Here is a 16047-nt window from a genome sequence, read left to right as displayed (position 1 = left end):
GGCTCCTGGCCTGTCCGCCACGGCGGGCGTTCGCGGGTTGACGAGGGGATCAGATGGCGGGCACGTACTTGTACCCCACCCGCCGCACCGTCACGATCGTCCCCCGGTGCTCGGGGCCCATCTTGCGGCGCAGCCGGGCCACATGGACATCGACGGTCCGGCCGTCGCCGACATGGCCGTACCCCCACACCGTGGTCACCAGCTGATCGCGGGTGTGCACCCGGTGCGGATGGGCGACGAGATGGCTCAGCAGCTCGAACTCGAGGTACGTCAGGTCCAGCGGCCGCCCGGCGATCTCGGCGGTGCGCTGGTCGGGGTCGATCCGGATCAGTTCGTCACCCGTCACCGCCGGAACCCCCTCCGGGAGCGGCCCCGCCGCCTCGGGTCCCTGCCGGTCGGCCGGGACCAGCACCAGATAGCCGACCATCGGCGGATGGCCGGGGAGCGTGGGCAGGGTGTGCGGGGGAGCGGGCAGCCAGGTGGCGCCGGGGTGCAGCAGATCGGCGACCGGTGGCACCTCGTCCGGTGCGACGGCTCGCAACCGCTGGCGGCCGGGCGGTAGGGACGGGGCAGCGGAAGCGGAGGGAGAGGCGGTGGCGGACGACAGGCCACGGAGGTTCGTCATGAGGTCAGCTCTTTCGCGCGAGAGGGCGTCAGTGGACGTCGTGCGCGCGGGCTGGGCGGCCGGGCGAAGAGGTCAGCGGCCGAGCGAGCGGGCCCGCGCATCGGATGCGCGGCAACACTCGCGGTCGAAGTGGTGCGCCTGCCGGGACGGCCAGAACGGCTCGAGGTCGTAACGACCCGTCGCGATGTCATGGAGGCTGGCCATGGCCCTATTGAAGCAGATACCGGGCCCGGGGCGCTCGGCCATTGAGCGTGAAGGCCATTGAGTGCGAGGAGGTGCGACGATGCCCCGGTAAGAGGCCCCGCGCGGAGAGCTCCGCAGGCCGCCGCGTACCCCTTGAGGAGCGCAAGCCCATGCCGCACATCGTCGTCGAATACTCCGACACCCTGACCGACGCGTTCGACCGCCCCGGCTTCGGTGCCGCCCTGCACCCGGTGGTCGCCAAGACCGTCGACACGGCGGTGGCGGGCTGCAAGACCCGGTTCCGGCGGATAGAGGAGGCCCATCTCGCGGACGGCGCCGAGGACCTTGCCATGATCCACATCGAGGTGTCGATCCTGTCCGGGCGCGACGCGGAGACCAAGCGGGAGCTGTCCGCGGCGGTGGTGGAGGTGGCGCGCGCCCATGTGTCGCCGGTGCCGGGGCTGACCGTGCAGACCACCGTCGATGTACGCGATCTCGACCGGGACTGCTACGAGAAGCACGAGGCGGTCCATCCCGCCTGACGGAGGCTTCACGGCGGCCGGGGGCGCACAATACACCTTCGATGGCGAATCCGGCATCTACCTATATACCAAGGCGAGGCGCACAATGGGGGTGCGGTGTTGTTACCGCACTGTGCGGTCAGACTTGCATGGATCGAAGGAGGCGAGTCGAATGGCCGACGTCTCACGTGCGAGAGGCGATATAACGGGCCACCCCGACGTGTCCGAGATGCGGGAGCGCTACGCACGCATGATGGACGCGCGGGACGTTGTCTTCCTCGACGGGCCGGTGCTTCTCGCCGGTCTGTACTTCGCCATCTCTCCCTGGGTGGTGCACTTCTCGGGCACCAGCCCCAACCTCATGGTCAACAACCTCGTCCTCGGTATCACCATCGCCCTGCTGGGGCTCGGCCTCACCGCGGCGCCGAGGAGGATGTACAGCCTGTGCTGGGCCATGTCCGCGATCGGTGTATGGATGATCATTTCTCCCTGGGTGGTCGCCCGGGGCGCCGATGCCGGGATGATCGTGAACAATGTCGTCGTGGGTGCCATCACCTGCCTGTTCGGCCTGATCGCGGCCGGCATGGTGATGCGGAAGGGCAGGGAAACAACCTGACCGGACGCTGAATCACCGAACCGTCTGGACAACGGCGAAGGCCGTCCACCGCATACCCTTCGGGGCCGTGCGGCGGACGGCCTTCGCGCGTTGCCCGTGCGCTGGGTCTCAGCCGATCGGCTCGGGCAGCGGCACCACGGCGTAGGAGCATTCGATGGTCCGGCCGGTGGCCGGATCGCCCAGCTCCACCCGCCAGCGCTCGGCGAACTGGTCCACGCCCTCGGCCATCGGGATGGTGCCGGAGATCAGCACGGTGCCGGGCACCAGGTCACCGCGTTCGCGCAGCACCTCGACCCAGTAGGCGGGTGGAAGCAGCTCGGCCAGGGTGCCGCTCTGCACCTCGGTCTCCTCACCGTCGTGAGTGACCCAGCCACGGAGCGTCAGATCGTCGAGGTGGGGCGCCACATCGGACAGCCGCCAGGCGCGGGTGGCCAGTACATCGGGGGCCGCGTTCTTGCTCCAGGCCACGCCGTGGACCTCCAGCTCCCGGTCGGTGTGGTCGCAGGCCGCGGTCAGCAGCAGCTCCCCGTCCGCGGCCACGACCAGCGCCCACTCGGCCTCGCCCGAGGTGCGGGCGTGCTGGACGCTGACGCGGCCGGTCTGCTGGGCCAGATAGGGGGCGACGGGGTAGAGGGCGGGTGTCACGGAGGGCGCGGGCACGCCCAGCTCGGCGAGTTCGGCCACGTGGGCGGCCACATCGTCCTGGCTGCGTCCCGCGTAGCCCGCGTTGAGCACCTGGACGACCTCCACATGGTGCAGGGAGCCGTCGGGGAGTTCGAAGGTGAGCGAGGACGGGGCGGGCTGTGCTGCGGGCTGTGACGGCTTCGTTGTCATGGGTGCTGTGCTCTCCAGGGCGCGGTGGGGCTTGTGGGGGTGATCTGCGGTTTCCGGGCTTGCCGAGCGGTGACCCGCTGCCGCGGGCGACCGCGCTGTTCGCGGTTTCGAAGCGGTTAACTTCCTCCGGAGGGGTTGCGCATACGCTTGGTATACAAGAAGTATGCCGGAAGGTCGATCCGCGCAACCCCCACCCCTCGCATCACTGAGAAAACGCCACGTACCATCCCGTAAGCCTCATGCACCACCTCGAGGACGGAATATGCAGCCCACCGCATCGAGCGCACCGCCACCCCGGACCGACCGGTCCGGGGTCCGCCGCGCCTTCGTCGCCAGCCTCACCGGCACCGCCCTGGAGTGGTACGACTTCGCCGTCTACTCCGCCGCCGCGGCCCTGGTCTTCGGCGATCTCTTCTTCCCCTCCAAGGACCCCACCACCGGCACCCTGCTGGCGTTCTCCACCTACGCCGTCGGCTATATCTCCCGGCCGCTGGGCGGCTTCGTCTTCGGCCGGCTCGGCGATGTCATCGGCCGCAAGAAGGTGCTCATCGCGACGCTCGTGCTCATCGGCGCCGCCACGCTGCTGATCGGGCTGCTGCCCACCTACGCCACGGTCGGCGTCGCGGCCCCGGCCGCGCTGGTGCTGCTGCGCTTCGCGCAGGGCGTCGGCGTCGGCGGTGAGTGGGGCGGCGCGGTGCTGCTGTCCAGCGAGTTCGGCGATCCACGGCGGCGCGGCTTCTACGCCTCCGCCGCGCAGGTCGGCCCGCCGGCGGGCAATCTGCTGGCCAACGGCGTCCTGGCCGGGCTGGGCGCGACGCTGACGGAGGACCAGTTCCTCAGCTGGGGCTGGCGGGTGGCGTTCCTGCTCTCCGGGCTCCTGGTGGTGTTCGGTCTGTGGATCCGCGCCAAGCTGGAGGAAACTCCGGTCTTCAAGGCGATGGAGGCCGCGCAGGACCGCCCGGAGGCGCCGCTGCGCGAGGTGTTCACCACCCAGCCCAGGGCGCTGACCGCCGCGATCCTCAGCCGGGTCGCCCCCGATGTGCTGTACGCGATGTTCACCGTCTTCGTACTCACCTACGCCACCGAGGAACTCGACATGTCACGCGGCTCGGCGCTCACCGCCGTGCTGATCGGCTCCTCGCTGCAGATCGTGCTCATCCCGCTGGCCGGGGCGCTCTCGGACCGGGTCAACCGGCGGCTGTTGTACGGGGGCGCCGCCGTGGCCGCCGGGGTCTGGCCGTTCCTGTTCTTCCCACTGGTCGCGGACGGCAGTTGGGCGCTGCTCACCCTCGGGGTCGTCGGCGCGCTGGTGATCCACTCGCTGATGTACGGGCCGCAGGCGGCCTTCATCGCCGAGCAGTTCTCCCCCCGGCTGCGCTACACCGGCTCCTCGCTCGCCTACACCCTCGCCGGGCTCATCGGCGGCGCGATCGCGCCGCTGCTCTTCACCACGCTGCTCGGGGCCTATCACGCCTGGGTGCCGCTGGCCGTCTACATCGCGATCACCGCCGTGGTCACGGTGGCGGGCCTCTGGCTGGGCCGGGACCCGTCCACCGCCGAGGAGGAGGAGCCGGAGCCGCTCCCCGTCGGCCCCACCGCCTCCACGACCGTGTCCTGACCGCGGTCCGGCCCCGTCCCACCCCGCCCGCCGCCGCGCGGAGCTGTAAAGCGAGCCGTACCGGGGAAGGGGCGGGATGGGGCCGGGTACCCCGCCGGGACCACGAACCCCGACCGAACCCCGGCCGAACTCCGGCGCTCCCGACCAGGACCGCGCCCCGACCCTCCGACCAGGAAATGAGGCAAGCACCCGCCATGCCCCTCCGCATCGCACTGAGCCAGATCACCACGGGCCCGGACCCGGCGTCGAACCTCGCCCTGCTGCGCGAGGAGACCCGGCGGGCGGCGGCTGCCGGGGCGCGTCTGGTCGCCTTCCCGGAGGCGGCCATGGCCTGCTTCGGCACCCGGCTCGGCCCCATCGCCGAACCGCTGGACGGCCCCTGGGCCACCGAGGTCCGGCAGATCGCGAAGGACGCCGGGCTGGTGGTCGTGGCCGGGATGTTCACCCCGGCGCCCGACGGCCGGGTGACCAACACCCTGCTGGCCACCGGCCCGGGGGTGGAGACCTCCTACGACAAGATCCATCTGTATGACGCCTTCGGATTCACCGAGTCCAAGACCGTGGCCCCGGGCTCCGAGGTGGTGACCTTCGACCTGGACGGCGTCCGGATCGGCCTCGCCACCTGCTACGACGTACGGTTCCCGGAGCTCTTCCGGGCCCACGCCGACGCGGGCGCGGTGCTCTCCCTGCTGCCCGCCTCCTGGGGTGCGGGACCCGGTAAGCGCGAGCAGTGGGAACTGCTGACCCGGGCGCGGGCGCTGGACGCCACCGTATGGCTGGCGGCCGTGGGCCAGGCCGACCCGGAGGCGTCCGGCGTGACCGCCGCCACCTCCGCCCCCACCGGTATCGGCCACAGCGCCCTGATCGGCCCCGACGGCACCGTCCGTGAGCGGCTGGACGCGGGGCCGGGGCTGCTGGTGGGGGAGGTGGACACCGAGGAGGTCACCGCGGTGCGCCGCACGGTGTCCGTCCTGGCCAACCGCAAGCTGGGCGGACAGTCATGAGCGAGGCCGGGCGTACGGCCATGAACGGCACCGGCGGGGCCAAGCCGGAGCACGAGTTCCATCTGCCCGTCGCGCCCTGGGTTGCGGCCGCCGGGCGCGGCCGCGGGGGTCAGCGAACAGATCCTGGCCGCGGACGGGAGCGGCACCCACACCACCGCCCTGGTGCGCTGGGAGCCGGGGACGGACACCTCCCCCTCCGGGGTGGTCCGCCACGACGGCTGGGAGGAGGTCTATCTCCTCGAGGGCAGCATGCGCGATCTGACCCTGGGGGAGACCTTCTCGCGCGGCTTCTACGCCTGCCGGCCGCCGGGGATGCCGCATGGCCCCTGGGTCTCCGAGGAGGGCGTCACCATGCTGGTGATCACCTATCCGGAGGCGGCGACCGGGCGGTGACTCACCCCTGGGTGGTGACTCACCCCCGGGGAGTGGCTCAGCCCGGGGCGGTGACTCACTCCGAGACGGTGGCTCACTCCCGGGCGGTGGCTCACCCGGCGAGCAGCACCTTCAGCGTCGACCCCAGATGGGCGCTGATCGCCGCGCGGGCCGCCTCCGGGTCCCCGGAGGCCACCGCGTCCAGGATCGCCCGGTGCTCGCCGAGCACCTCCTCCTGGCGGCCGGTCTGGGTGTAGAGGGCCACCACCCCGGCCCGGATCTGGCGGCTGCGCAGCCCGTCGTAGTGCCGGTTGAGGAGCTCATTGCCCACTGCGGCGATCATGGTCGCGTGGAAGAGGTGGTCGACGGCGATGAACTCCTTGGCCTGCTCCGGCCCCATCAGCTCGCGCTGCCGCTCCAGCAGCTCCGTCAGCTTCTCGACCGGCACCGTGCCCGCCTCGATGGTCCGCTCGGCGGCGTGGCGCTCGACGATTCCGCGCAGCTCCATCAGCTCGGTGATCTCCCGGCCGGAGAGCGGGGCGATATGCGCACCCCGCTTGGGGACCAGCTGCACCAGATCCTCGGCCGCCAGCAGGAGCAGGGCCTCACGGATCGGGGTCCGGGAGATGCCGATCCGGTCGGCGATCTCCTGCTCGGTGAGGAACCTGCCCTGCATGTCGGGATCGGTCAGCACGGTCTCCTTGAGGAACGCGTACGCCTTTTCTCGTCCGGACTGCGCTGGCACTGGGCCCCCATGCTGCTTCGCATACAACTCGTATACGAAAATTATCACGGACCGGTGGCCGCGTCGGGGAGGTCGGGTATCCAGGAGCCGTGGATGCCCGCGGGGACGCGGTGGGGCAGCTCCACGGTGGCCACGGGGGCGGCCGTGATGTCCTGGGCGTCCAGGACGATCAGCTCGGAGGCGTCACGGTGGAGGTCGCTGACGACGGTCAGCAGATAGCCGTCGTCCTCGCTCCCGCCACGGCCTCCGTACGCCTCGCCGTCACCGCCCCCGGCCGCGGGCACGAACACCGCCTCCCCGGGCATCCGGCCCGGCCCGGTCGGCGCTATCTGCCGGGCGCCGGTGGCCGCGTCGTACTTGACCAGTGCGTACTCCTCCAGTCCGCTCCCGGGGAAGGCGACCGCGTAGGCATAGCGGCTGGGCCGCCCCAGCACGCTGTCGTTGATCGTGGGGAACTCGGTGACCAGGTCGTCCAGCGGCTCCTCCCGCGCGCTGCCCGACCCGGGGTCCAGGATCCAGCGGTGGTGCAGGGAGCCGACCAGCGGGACGGCGGCGTGGCCCGGGGCGCCGGTCCACCACTTCCAGGAGGTCTCCCAGGCGGTGCGGTCATAGCGCGGCCCCTCGATGACGACGCGGCCCGCCGGATCCTCATAGGCGTTGGCGATGTGCAGCAGGGCGCCGGGCTCCACCTCGCACCAGGTGACTCGGGGCGGCCCGGTGCGCGGCATGATCCCGATGCGCGGCCGGTAGCCGTCGGACCAGCGGTAGGGGATCCCGGACTGCTCGGCGGGGTCGAAGACGACCGGCAGATCCAGCCAGACCACATAGCGCTCGGTCAGCCCGAAGTCGTGCATCAGCGAGGGCCCCGCGCCCTCGATGGTCTCCTCGCGGACGATATGGCCGTCGCGGGACGCCACGCAGTAGACGAGGTGGGGCGGTAACGGGGAGTACGAGAAGAAGTGCAGCTCCCCGGTGACCGGATCCTCCTTGGGATGTGCCGTCATGGCCCGGTTCAGCTTTCCGCCGAAGTCATAGGCGCCGACCGTGGCCAGCTCGGGCGTCAGCTCATAGGGGAGGTTGGCCTCCTGGAGGGCCAGGATGCGGCCCGCGTGCTCGATCACATGGGTGCCGGCGACGCTGGCGGCGAGATCCTCCGCGCCGTCCGCACCCCCGTCACCCGTGGCCGCGCCCCCGTCACCCGCGGCCGGGCCCGTGCCGCCCGCGGCCGTCCCCGTGCCGTCCGCTGCCGCCGCCTTGGCGTCGTGGAGGGCTGGTGTGCGCACCCAGCGATTGCGGTACCACTCCGCTCTTCCCTCGCACAGCCGCAGCCCGTGCACCATGCCGCTGCCCTTGAACCAGTGCGAGGGCACCACCCCTGGCGGGGGATTGTGGCCGTTGCGCAGATAGCGGCCGGTCAGCTCGGGAGGGAGGGAGCCGTGCACGGTGAGGCCCCAGACGGTGGACTCCAGCCCCACCGGGGCGTAGTGGCCGCTGAGATAGGGCGGCCGGGCGGGCTCGTCGGGCTCGGCGGGGCCGGTGGGATCGGCGGATGTGCCGAGGAACCGGCCGCTCATCGCGCGCCCTCCTCGCCGCTCCGGCGGGCGTCCTCGTCCGCGACCAGGATCACCTTTCCGGCGACGGTGCCGGACTCGGCCAGCCGCATCGCCTTCGCGGCGGCGGAAAGCGGAATCCTCGCCGCCACCAGTGCGGTGAACTCGCCCTTCGCCATCAGCTCCAGCACCTGCCCCAGGTCGGCGCGGACCCGCCCCTGGAAGGCGGCCAGGCGCCGCCGCCCGGCCCAGAGGTTGTAGAAGTGCGCCCGCCGTCCGTTCGGCAGCAGGTTCCACAGGGCCAGCCGGGCGAACAGCTTGAGCACCGGGGTCCGGGACGAGCCGGGGACGTCCCGGGTGGCCGCCGTGCCGTAGGAGACCAGCGTGCCGCCGCGGGCGAGCAGCCGGAAGGAGTCCACGATGCCCTCGCCGCCGATGTGGTCGAAGACCGCGTCGACCCCGCCCGGCGCCAACGCCCGCACCCGGGCGGGCAGATCCGGATCGCGGTAGTCGAGCGGGGTGGCGCCGAGGGCGTGCACCGCGTCGTGATGGCGGGGCGAGGCGGTGCCGATGACCTTGATGCCCGAGTGGCGGGCGAGCTGGACCAGGGTGGTGCCCACCCCGCCATTGGCCCCGTGGACCAGCACGGTCATCCCGGGGCGCACCTTGGCCACGCGGTGGAGCATCTGCCAGGCCGTGATCCCGTTGACCACCACGGTCTCGGCCTCCGCCGCGTCCACCCCCTCGGGGACCTCCACCAGGTCGCCCGCGTCGACGAGGGCGTGGCTGGCCCAGCCACCGATCTTCGTGAGCGCCGCGAACCGGCGCCCGCGCAGGGCCGGATCCGCCCCGGGGCCGGTCGAGACCACCCTGCCCACCAGGTCATAGCCGGGCACGAAGGGGAACGGTGGCTGGTCGTAGTACTTCCCGCGGCGCATCTGCTGCTCCGCGAAGGAGACCCCCGACGCCTCGACGGCCACCAGCGCCTGCCCGGGACCGGGCTCGGGCAGCGGGCGGGTGCGGAGCTCGAGCCCCTCGGGCTCCACCTGGCCCGGCAGAACCACTTCGGTGATCATGGCTGACCTCGTTTCATTGTGAGGAGTTCTCGCCGTTGTAAGAACTTCTAACCAAACAATGAACCTGTTACTCTCGAGGTGTCAAGTCCGAATTCGAAGACCCGCACGGGAGGCGCGTCCATGGCGACAGCACGGCGAGAGCGCTACCGCAAGCAGACCCGGGAGGAGGCCAAGGCCGTGGCCCTGGCCCAGCTGGCCGAGTCGGGCACGGCGGGCATCTCGGTGAACGCCATCGCGAAGGCGATGGGGATGACCGGCCCCGCGCTCTACCGCTATTTCGCGAGCCGGGACGAGCTGCTGACCGAGCTGATCACCGACACCTACCGCGATCTGGCCGAAACCCTCGCCCAGGCCGTCGCCGACGCCGCCCCCACCGACCGCTTCCGCGCCATGGCCCGCGCCCTGCGTGACTGGGCGAAGCGCCAGCCCGACCGCTATCTGCTCATCTACGGCACCCCGGTGCCCGGTTACCACGCGCCGCCGGAGACCGCCGAGATCGCTGCCGGGATGATGCGGACCATCGTCGACGCCTGCTCCGCCGTCGGCGACGCCGATGGCGCCACCGCGCACGGCGCCACCGCCGGCCCGGGGCAGCAGCCCCTCACCGAGCTCGAGGCCGAGTTGGCGCGCCATCTCGAGGGCGTGCGCTCCTGGGTGCCCGGGGAGGAGCCCGGCGGTGAGCTGAAGGGCCGCGCGCTGCGCACCTGGACCCGGCTCCACGGCGTGATCAGCCTTGATGTGCAAGGCCAGTTCACGGGCATGGGCTTCGATCCCTCGGTCCTCTTCGAGGCCGAGATCGACGCCCTGGTGCGGGGCGGCTGAGGCGCCCCGGCCGGAGCTGCCCGCCCGGCGGGCCCGGCGCACACTGGAAGGACACCGGAACGCGACGGGGAGCGGAGGCCGCGATGGAGCAGGGTGAGTTCGATGTGGTCGTGGAGATCCCGGAGGGGTCCCGCAACAAGTACGAGATGGACCATGAGACCGGCCGGATCCGGCTGGACCGGATGCTGTTCACCTCGACGAAGTACCCGGCCGACTACGGCTATGTCGACCACACCCTCGGCCGGGACGGCGATCCGCTGGACGCCCTCATCACCGTCGCGGAGCCGACCTTCCCCGGCTGTGTGATCCTCTGCCGTGCCATCGGCATGTACTGCATGCGCGACGAGCAGGGCCCGGACGAGAAGATCCTCTGCGTCCCGGCCCATGACCCGCGCTATGTCGGCGTGCAGGACATCGATGACGTCCCCGAATTCGACCGGAAGGAGATCACCCACTTCTTCGAGGTCTACAAGGACCTCGAACCCGGCAAGTCCGTCGAGGGCTCCCACTGGGAGGGCCGCGACCGGGCCTACGCCGAGATAGCCGCCTCCCGCGCCCGCGCGGCCGCAACCGGCCGGTTCCAGAGCCCCTGAGCGGGACCGGTGGCGCGGGCCCCTGAGCGGAGCCGACGCTCAGGGCGCCGCCTCGCGCGGCGCCGGCACCCCGCGGTCGTTCTGCGGTACGCCGCGGTCGTTCTGCGGCACCTCGCCATCGTTCTCCGGCACCTCGCCATCGTTCTGCGCCACCCCGCGGTCGTTCTCCGGCGTCCCGCGGTCGTTCTGCAGCTCCCACAGCTCCCGGAACAGCCCGGGGGACCCCGTCAGTTCCGCGAATGTGCCCTGCTGGATCACCCGCCCTCGCTCCAGCACCACGATCCGGTCCGCCACGGCCACGTTCGCCAGCCGGTGGGTCACCAGGACCACGGCGCGGTCCTCCGCGATCCGCCGCAGCCCCGCGAAGATCCGGTGCTCGGCGCGGGCGTCCAGCGCGCTGGTGGGTTCGTCCATCACCAGCAGCCCCGCGGGCCGGTGGAACGCGCGGGCCAACGCGATGCGCTGCCACTGCCCGCCGGACAGCTCCACCCCGCCCCACCACTGCCGGGCGAGCAGGGTGTCCAGCCCGCTGCGCAGCCCGTCCACCACCTCATGCGCCCCGGAGTGGACCGCCGCCTCCCGGACCCGCTCGTCCCCGCCGTGCGGCTGGCCCAGGGTGATGTTGTCGCGGGCGGACAGCGGCCAGTGCGCGTAGTCCTGCGGCACGACCGCCGTATGCCGCCACATCGCCTGCGGATCCAGCTCCGCCACGCCCACGCCGTCCCAGGTCACCATGCCCTTGGTAGGCAGATAGAGCCCGGTCAGCAGCTTGCTCAGGGTGGTCTTGCCCGAGCCGTTCTCCCCGACCAGTGCGAGCACCTCGCCCCGCCGCACCTCGAGCGTGACCTCGTCCAGGGCCGGGGCGTCGGACTCCGGATAGGCGTACGTCAGCCCCTCGGCCCTGATGATCCGCGGCGCCGCCGGGACCAGGGCGCCGCGCCGCATCCGGTGCCCGCCCGCCTCCTCGATGAACTCCGCCCAGTCGTCCAGATACAGCCCCGTACGGAACAGCCGCGTCCCATAGCCGACCATCCCCTGCAGCGAGGCGCCGACCGTCCGCAGCGCGAACACCGCCGTACCCGCCGACGCCACCGACATCTGCCCCGCGCCCAGCAGCAGCGCCAGCGACGCCCAGACCAGCCCGGACGCCAGCCCTCCGGCCAGCGCCCCCAGCACCGCGTACCGCGCCCCCCGGTGCACCGCCTTGTCGGTGGCCGCGTCCACCCGCGCCCCGATGGCCCGGTACCGCCTCAGCAGAAACTCCGCCATGGTGCCGGAACGGAGCTGATCGGCGATGTCCTTGTCCACCATGTACCAGCGCAGCAGTCCGAGCGTGCGCCGGTCCGCGCTGATCGCACGACTGGTCTCGTACTGCACCCGGGCCGCCTTCATCCCCGCGATCCCCTGCGGCAGCGCGGCCAGCAGCAACAGCGGCAGTAGCGCCGGATGCAGCACGGTGACCACGCCCGCCGCCGCGATGAGCGATGAGAGACACGCCATGAGCTGCTGCGACTCGGTGATCAGATCCCGTGCCACCTCGGCGCCCCGGTCCGCCGCGTCCCACTTGTCGTTGAACCCGGGGTTGTCGTACGCCGCCAGCTCGGCGTTGATCGCCGCGTCCAGCATCTGGGTCTCGGCCTCGCGGGAGATCCGCGGGGAGAGCCGGCTGGAGATGTTGTTGACCGCGATCCCCAGCAGCGCCCGCAGTCCGGCCGCCCCCGCCAGCACCGTGATCGAGGGCAGTGCGTCCCGGAGCCGGTCGGTGATGTGGCCGGACGAGATGAGCGCCGTGATCGTGCCGGTGGTGGCCAGTAGCCCGAACGCCTCGAGGAACCCCGACAGCGCCTGGCACACCAGCAGCGCCACCACCGCCTTACGGTCCACCTTCCAGGCCAACGCCAGGGAGCGGCGCACCAGTTGGGGCAGGCGGCGGGCCATGGCCCGGGTGGTGATGGGATGCCTCTCCAAGGCCATCAGTGTGGGCGGCCGGAACCGTAACTCCTCGCCCGGCCGCTCGGCCGACGGTTCCGATGGTGATTCAGAAGGCCGGTTCGATGGTTGTTTCGAAGGTTTCGACGGTGGTTCCGGTGGCTGTTCCGCCTGCTCTGTGGTTCGAGACGTCACAAATCCCCCCTGAGAGTGTGTTTTCCATTCGGTATGCCTCAGACTGCCGCAGACCGGGACCCGGGCGCCCAGGGTTTACGCGAGGTCCACCGATCGTGGAGCGCGTTCGTGCGTCACGCGACCGGGAAAAGCGCTGGAGTCGCGCGCCGTTCGCGTGCTTCGATGCGCTTCATGGTGTCCATCGACCGACTGCTCGCCTTCGCGGCCATGTCCTTCCTGCTGATCGTGATCCCCGGTCCGAGCGTGCTCTTCGTCGTCGGCCGGGCACTGGCCCAGGGCCGCCGCGCCGCGCTGACCACGGTCATCGGCAATACGCTCGGGGCGTATGCGCTGGTCGTGGCCGTGGCGCTGGGCGTCGGATCGGTGGTGGAGCGCTCGGTCCTCGTCTTCACCGCGCTGAAGCTGGTGGGCGCCGCGTATCTGGTGTACCTGGGGGTCAAGGCGGTGCGGCAGCGCCGCTCGCTGCGGGCCGCCTTCACCGGCGACAGCCCCGCCCACGGAGGCCTGCGCACGCTGTGGGAGGGGTTCGCGGTCGGTGTGGCCAACCCCAAGACGATCGTGTTCTTCGCCGCCGTACTGCCCCAGTTCGTCGACCGCGAGCAGGGACATGTCGTGCCGCAGATGCTGCTGCTCGGGCTGGTCTTCAGCGCCATCGCGGTGATCTCCGACAGCGTCTGGGGTCTGGCCGCGGCCACCGCCCGCAGCTGGTTCGCCCGCTCCCCGCGGCGCCTCGCCATGGTCGGCGGCGTCGGCGGACTCTCCATGATCGGCCTCGGTGTCACCGTCGCCGCGACCGGCCGCGCGGACTAGCCCCGCATGGACTCCGTCCGGGTCAGGCCGCTGCGCTCCGACGACCTCCCCTCCGCCGAACGCGCCTCGGCCACCACCTTCCTCGAGGCCGACCGCCGCAGCAGGAGGGTCGGCGAGCCCGAGCCCCGGCCCCGCCCGGCCGCCGCCTCCCGGCAGTGGATCGACCGGTTGCGCCACTTCCTCGCCGAGGACCCCGGCGGCTGCTGGGTCGCCGTGGACGAATCCGAAGGCGACGACGGTGTCATCGGCTTCGCCATCTCCCAGAACCGTGGCCCGTTCTGGTTCCTCGCCACCTACGGTGTGCTCCCCGGCCACCAGGCCAAGGGCATCGGCCGGCGCCTCATGGACGCGGCCCTGGCCCATGCCGACGGCCGCCAGGGCATGTTCTCCTCCACCGTCCACCCCGGGGCGACCCGGCGCTACCGCCTCGCCGGGTTCTCGCTCCACCCCCAGATGCGCATGGTCGGCACCGTCGACCGCGCCACCCTCCCCGCCATCACCGGCGTCCGCGAGGGACGGGACGACGACATCGACTGGATGAACCACCTCGACCGGCGCCTGCGCGGCGCCGGTCACGGCCCCGACCACGCCTATATGCGGGGCACCCTGCGGCTCGTCGTCTCCCGCGCCTACGGCAGACCGGGCTATGTCTACATCGACGACCAGGGCCGCGCCGCCCTCCTCGCCGCCGCCCAGCCGGCCACCGCCCAGGACCTGCTCTGGGAGGCCCTGGCCACCTCTGGCCGCGACACCCTCGTCAACTGCATCACCCCGGCCAACGAATGGGCGGTCGACGTCGGCCTGGCCGCCCGCCTCGACATCGGCCAGGAGGGCTATCTGGCCCTCCGCGCCATGCCGCCTCCGGCGCCCTACCTGGCCAGCGGCCACTTCCTCTGACGCCACGCCATGCGCCCCGCGTGCGCGGGCAGTCGGGGATGGGGCACGCGCGCCGCGCATGGGGTGGGAGGTGCGCTGGGGGAGGGGGTGGGCGCTGCGCCGTATGGGGTAATTCGGAGGCGTATCTATGGTTTTGGTGGCGTGTCGCGCGCCTACTGGTGCTACAGACCGGTGGGTTTCACATCTGCCGGGGGACGGCGAGTCGCGCATCCCGCGTCGAACGCCGTAAGCGCGCACCCCCCAACCCCTGACGCGCCGCCACGCGTCGCGGTCACGGCCTCGCCTGGCGAGCAACGGCCCACCATTCCACCCCACTTGGAGGGCCATCATGGCTTCACCCACGATCACGCTCGTCACGGCGACACCGAACCCCGCCGTGTCCGGGCAGTCGGTCACGCTCACCGCCACCGTGATACCGGTCGGCGCCGGAACGCCCACGGGCACCGTCACCTTCGTGGTCAGCGGCGGTCCCACCCTGAACGGGACGCTGTCCGGCGGGACCGCCTCGGTCACCGCGAGCGGTCTGAGCGTCGGCACCCACATCGTCACCGCCACCTACAACGGTGACGCCAACTTCACCTCGTCCACCGGCACCACGGCCGTCGTCGTGATCCAGGCGTCGACGACGACATCGGTGACGTCGGCGCCGGATCCCTCGACGCTGGGGCAGTCGGTGACGTTCACCGCCACGGTCACCCCGATCGCGCCCGGTGCGGGCGTCCCGACCGGTACGGTCACCTTCGCCATCAGCGGCAGCGGCGGCGGTACGTTCACCCAGCCGCTGTCGGGCGGCATGGCCACGCTCACCCTCAGCACCCTCGGCGTCGGCACCCACACCGTGGTCGCCATCTACAACGGCGACACCAACTTCCTGCCGTCCAGCGGCACCGACACCCACACCGTGAACCCTGGGCCCGCGGCCACAACCACGACGCTGATGTCCTCGGTGAACCCGTCCGTGTTCGGGCAGCCGGTGACGTTCACCGCCACGGTCACGCCGAACGCGCCCGCCACCGGGATCCCGACCGGCACGGTCACCTTCGTGATCAGCGGCAGTGGGGGCGGTTCGTTCACCCAGCCGCTGTCGGGCGGCATGGCGACGTTCACCACCAGCGGCCTGGGCACGGGTTCGCACACCGTGACGGCCAGCTACAGCGGTGACGCGAACTTCGCCGCGTCGTCGTCGGCGACGCTGACGCAGCTGGTGAACCTGGCGGTGTCGAGGACCTCGATCAGCTCCAACCCCAACCCGGCCCTGGCGGGCTCGGAGATCGACTTCGTCGCCTTCGTGGAAGCCATCCCGCCCGGCGACGCCACCCCGACGGGCACGGTCACCTTCACCATTACCCGTGGTGCCACCATCGTCGAGGCCGAGGTGCCCGTGGACGCCTTCGGATTCGCCTTCGCCACCGTGGGTCTGCCGGCAGGCGACTGGGACGTCAGCGCGGTCTACTCGGGCGACGCCAATTTCGGCGCCTCGGGCGTCTCCGAGTACACACAGACCGTCACCGGCGCCTAGGGAGTGTCCGGCGGATCTTGGCGCCTGCGGCGGGCTGCTCCCCTCCCCGCCCCTTCCCGGCACCTGACGGTATGCGGCTCCGCCGCGTGCGGGGCTCCGCCCCAGACCCGGGGGCCAGGGGCGAAGCCCCTGCCACGC

General features: G+C 71.7%; 17 protein-coding genes. 10 read left to right on the top strand and 7 right to left on the bottom strand.

The annotated features are described in order from the left end of the window. Positions 1 to 49: 49 nt before the first annotated feature. Both ACFXB5_RS38895 and ACFXB5_RS38890 read right to left on the bottom strand, forming a co-directional pair. Complete coding sequence (locus tag ACFXB5_RS38895) at positions 50 to 625, bottom strand: winged helix-turn-helix domain-containing protein (RefSeq protein WP_385217464.1); 576 nt, start codon at positions 623 to 625, stop codon at positions 50 to 52. Positions 626 to 697: 72 nt separating this feature from the next. After that, positions 698 to 829 (bottom strand): hypothetical protein, encoded by a 132-nt coding sequence (locus ACFXB5_RS38890; protein ID WP_256649896.1) that lies wholly within the window; start codon positions 827 to 829, stop codon positions 698 to 700. 149 nt (positions 830 to 978) lie between these two features. Between ACFXB5_RS38890 and ACFXB5_RS38885 the strand changes: the two genes are divergently transcribed. After that, positions 979 to 1350 carry a 5-carboxymethyl-2-hydroxymuconate Delta-isomerase gene (locus ACFXB5_RS38885; protein WP_191069558.1) on the top strand — a complete coding sequence of 124 codons (372 nt, stop codon included), beginning with the start codon at positions 979 to 981 and terminating at the stop codon, positions 1348 to 1350. A gap of 151 nt (positions 1351 to 1501) precedes the next feature. Further along, the gene (locus ACFXB5_RS38880) at positions 1502 to 1945 is read left to right on the top strand and encodes an SPW repeat protein (protein ID WP_385217459.1); all 444 of its coding nucleotides are present in this window, start codon (positions 1502 to 1504) and stop codon (positions 1943 to 1945) included. Positions 1946 to 2053: 108 nt separating this feature from the next. Here the strand turns inward: ACFXB5_RS38880 and ACFXB5_RS38875 are convergent, their stop codons facing one another. Then, a complete protein-coding gene (locus tag ACFXB5_RS38875) occupies positions 2054 to 2779 on the bottom strand; it encodes a DUF2848 domain-containing protein (protein ID WP_385217456.1) in 726 nt (241 codons plus the stop codon). Positions 2780 to 3041: 262 nt separating this feature from the next. On the opposite strand from ACFXB5_RS38875, the gene ACFXB5_RS38870 reads away from it, so the two are divergent. The 3 genes from ACFXB5_RS38870 (at position 3042) to ACFXB5_RS38860 (ending at position 5794) form a co-directional block, all read left to right on the top strand. Further along, positions 3042 to 4397, top strand: coding sequence for an MFS transporter (locus tag ACFXB5_RS38870; RefSeq protein ID WP_385217454.1), 1356 nt, complete (start codon positions 3042 to 3044; stop codon positions 4395 to 4397). A 194-nt stretch (positions 4398 to 4591) separates the two neighbouring features. Beyond that, positions 4592 to 5401 carry a carbon-nitrogen hydrolase family protein gene (locus ACFXB5_RS38865; protein ID WP_385217451.1) on the top strand — a complete coding sequence of 270 codons (810 nt, stop codon included), beginning with the start codon at positions 4592 to 4594 and terminating at the stop codon, positions 5399 to 5401. Positions 5402 to 5482: 81 nt separating this feature from the next. After that, complete coding sequence (locus tag ACFXB5_RS38860; protein ID WP_385217449.1) at positions 5483 to 5794, top strand: cupin domain-containing protein; 312 nt, start codon at positions 5483 to 5485, stop codon at positions 5792 to 5794. A 91-nt stretch (positions 5795 to 5885) separates the two neighbouring features. Here ACFXB5_RS38860 and ACFXB5_RS38855 read toward each other — a convergent pair whose 3' ends face one another. Genes ACFXB5_RS38855 through ACFXB5_RS38845 form a run of 3 tightly spaced genes read right to left on the bottom strand, consistent with a single transcriptional unit; the run spans position 5886 to position 9144 of the window. Next, positions 5886 to 6518, bottom strand: coding sequence for a GntR family transcriptional regulator (locus tag ACFXB5_RS38855; RefSeq protein ID WP_385217446.1), 633 nt, complete (start codon positions 6516 to 6518; stop codon positions 5886 to 5888). Positions 6519 to 6562: 44 nt separating this feature from the next. Then, a complete protein-coding gene (locus tag ACFXB5_RS38850) occupies positions 6563 to 8092 on the bottom strand; it encodes a carotenoid oxygenase family protein (protein ID WP_385217443.1) in 1530 nt (509 codons plus the stop codon). After that, positions 8089 to 9144: a medium chain dehydrogenase/reductase family protein gene (locus ACFXB5_RS38845; protein ID WP_385217440.1), complete on the bottom strand. Its 1056-nt coding sequence runs from the start codon at positions 9142 to 9144 to the stop codon at positions 8089 to 8091. The genes ACFXB5_RS38850 and ACFXB5_RS38845 overlap by 4 nt, the downstream gene beginning before the upstream one ends. A gap of 120 nt (positions 9145 to 9264) precedes the next feature. Between ACFXB5_RS38845 and ACFXB5_RS38840 the strand changes: the two genes are divergently transcribed. Together ACFXB5_RS38840 and ACFXB5_RS38835 are read left to right on the top strand one after the other, a co-directional pair. Beyond that, positions 9265 to 9966, top strand: coding sequence for a TetR/AcrR family transcriptional regulator (locus tag ACFXB5_RS38840; protein WP_385217437.1), 702 nt, complete (start codon positions 9265 to 9267; stop codon positions 9964 to 9966). A gap of 83 nt (positions 9967 to 10049) precedes the next feature. Then, complete coding sequence (locus tag ACFXB5_RS38835) at positions 10050 to 10559, top strand: inorganic diphosphatase (RefSeq protein WP_385217435.1); 510 nt, start codon at positions 10050 to 10052, stop codon at positions 10557 to 10559. Between the two features lie 39 nt (positions 10560 to 10598). On the opposite strand, the gene ACFXB5_RS38830 is transcribed toward ACFXB5_RS38835, so the two are convergent. Further along, entirely contained in the window at positions 10599 to 12533 is a 1935-nt protein-coding gene (locus tag ACFXB5_RS38830) for an ABC transporter ATP-binding protein (RefSeq protein ID WP_385217432.1), read from the bottom strand. A 321-nt stretch (positions 12534 to 12854) separates the two neighbouring features. On the opposite strand from ACFXB5_RS38830, the gene ACFXB5_RS38825 reads away from it, so the two are divergent. The 3 genes from ACFXB5_RS38825 to ACFXB5_RS38815 all read left to right on the top strand — a co-directional run bounded on the left by ACFXB5_RS38825 (position 12855) and on the right by ACFXB5_RS38815 (position 15909). Then, the gene (locus ACFXB5_RS38825; RefSeq protein ID WP_385217429.1) at positions 12855 to 13493 is read left to right on the top strand and encodes a LysE family translocator; all 639 of its coding nucleotides are present in this window, start codon (positions 12855 to 12857) and stop codon (positions 13491 to 13493) included. A 6-nt stretch (positions 13494 to 13499) separates the two neighbouring features. Beyond that, the gene (locus ACFXB5_RS38820; protein WP_385217426.1) at positions 13500 to 14390 is read left to right on the top strand and encodes a GNAT family N-acetyltransferase; all 891 of its coding nucleotides are present in this window, start codon (positions 13500 to 13502) and stop codon (positions 14388 to 14390) included. 328 nt (positions 14391 to 14718) lie between these two features. Then, positions 14719 to 15909 (top strand): Ig-like domain-containing protein, encoded by a 1191-nt coding sequence (locus ACFXB5_RS38815; RefSeq protein WP_385217423.1) that lies wholly within the window; start codon positions 14719 to 14721, stop codon positions 15907 to 15909. Positions 15910 to 16047: the final 138 nt, after the last annotated feature.

The sequence above is a fragment of the Streptomyces sp. NPDC059455 genome (assembly GCF_042750115.1).
In the GTDB taxonomy this organism is placed as follows: Bacteria; Actinomycetota; Actinomycetes; order Streptomycetales; family Streptomycetaceae; genus Streptomyces; species Streptomyces endocoffeicus.
This window is presented reverse-complemented; position numbering and strand designations above follow the sequence as displayed.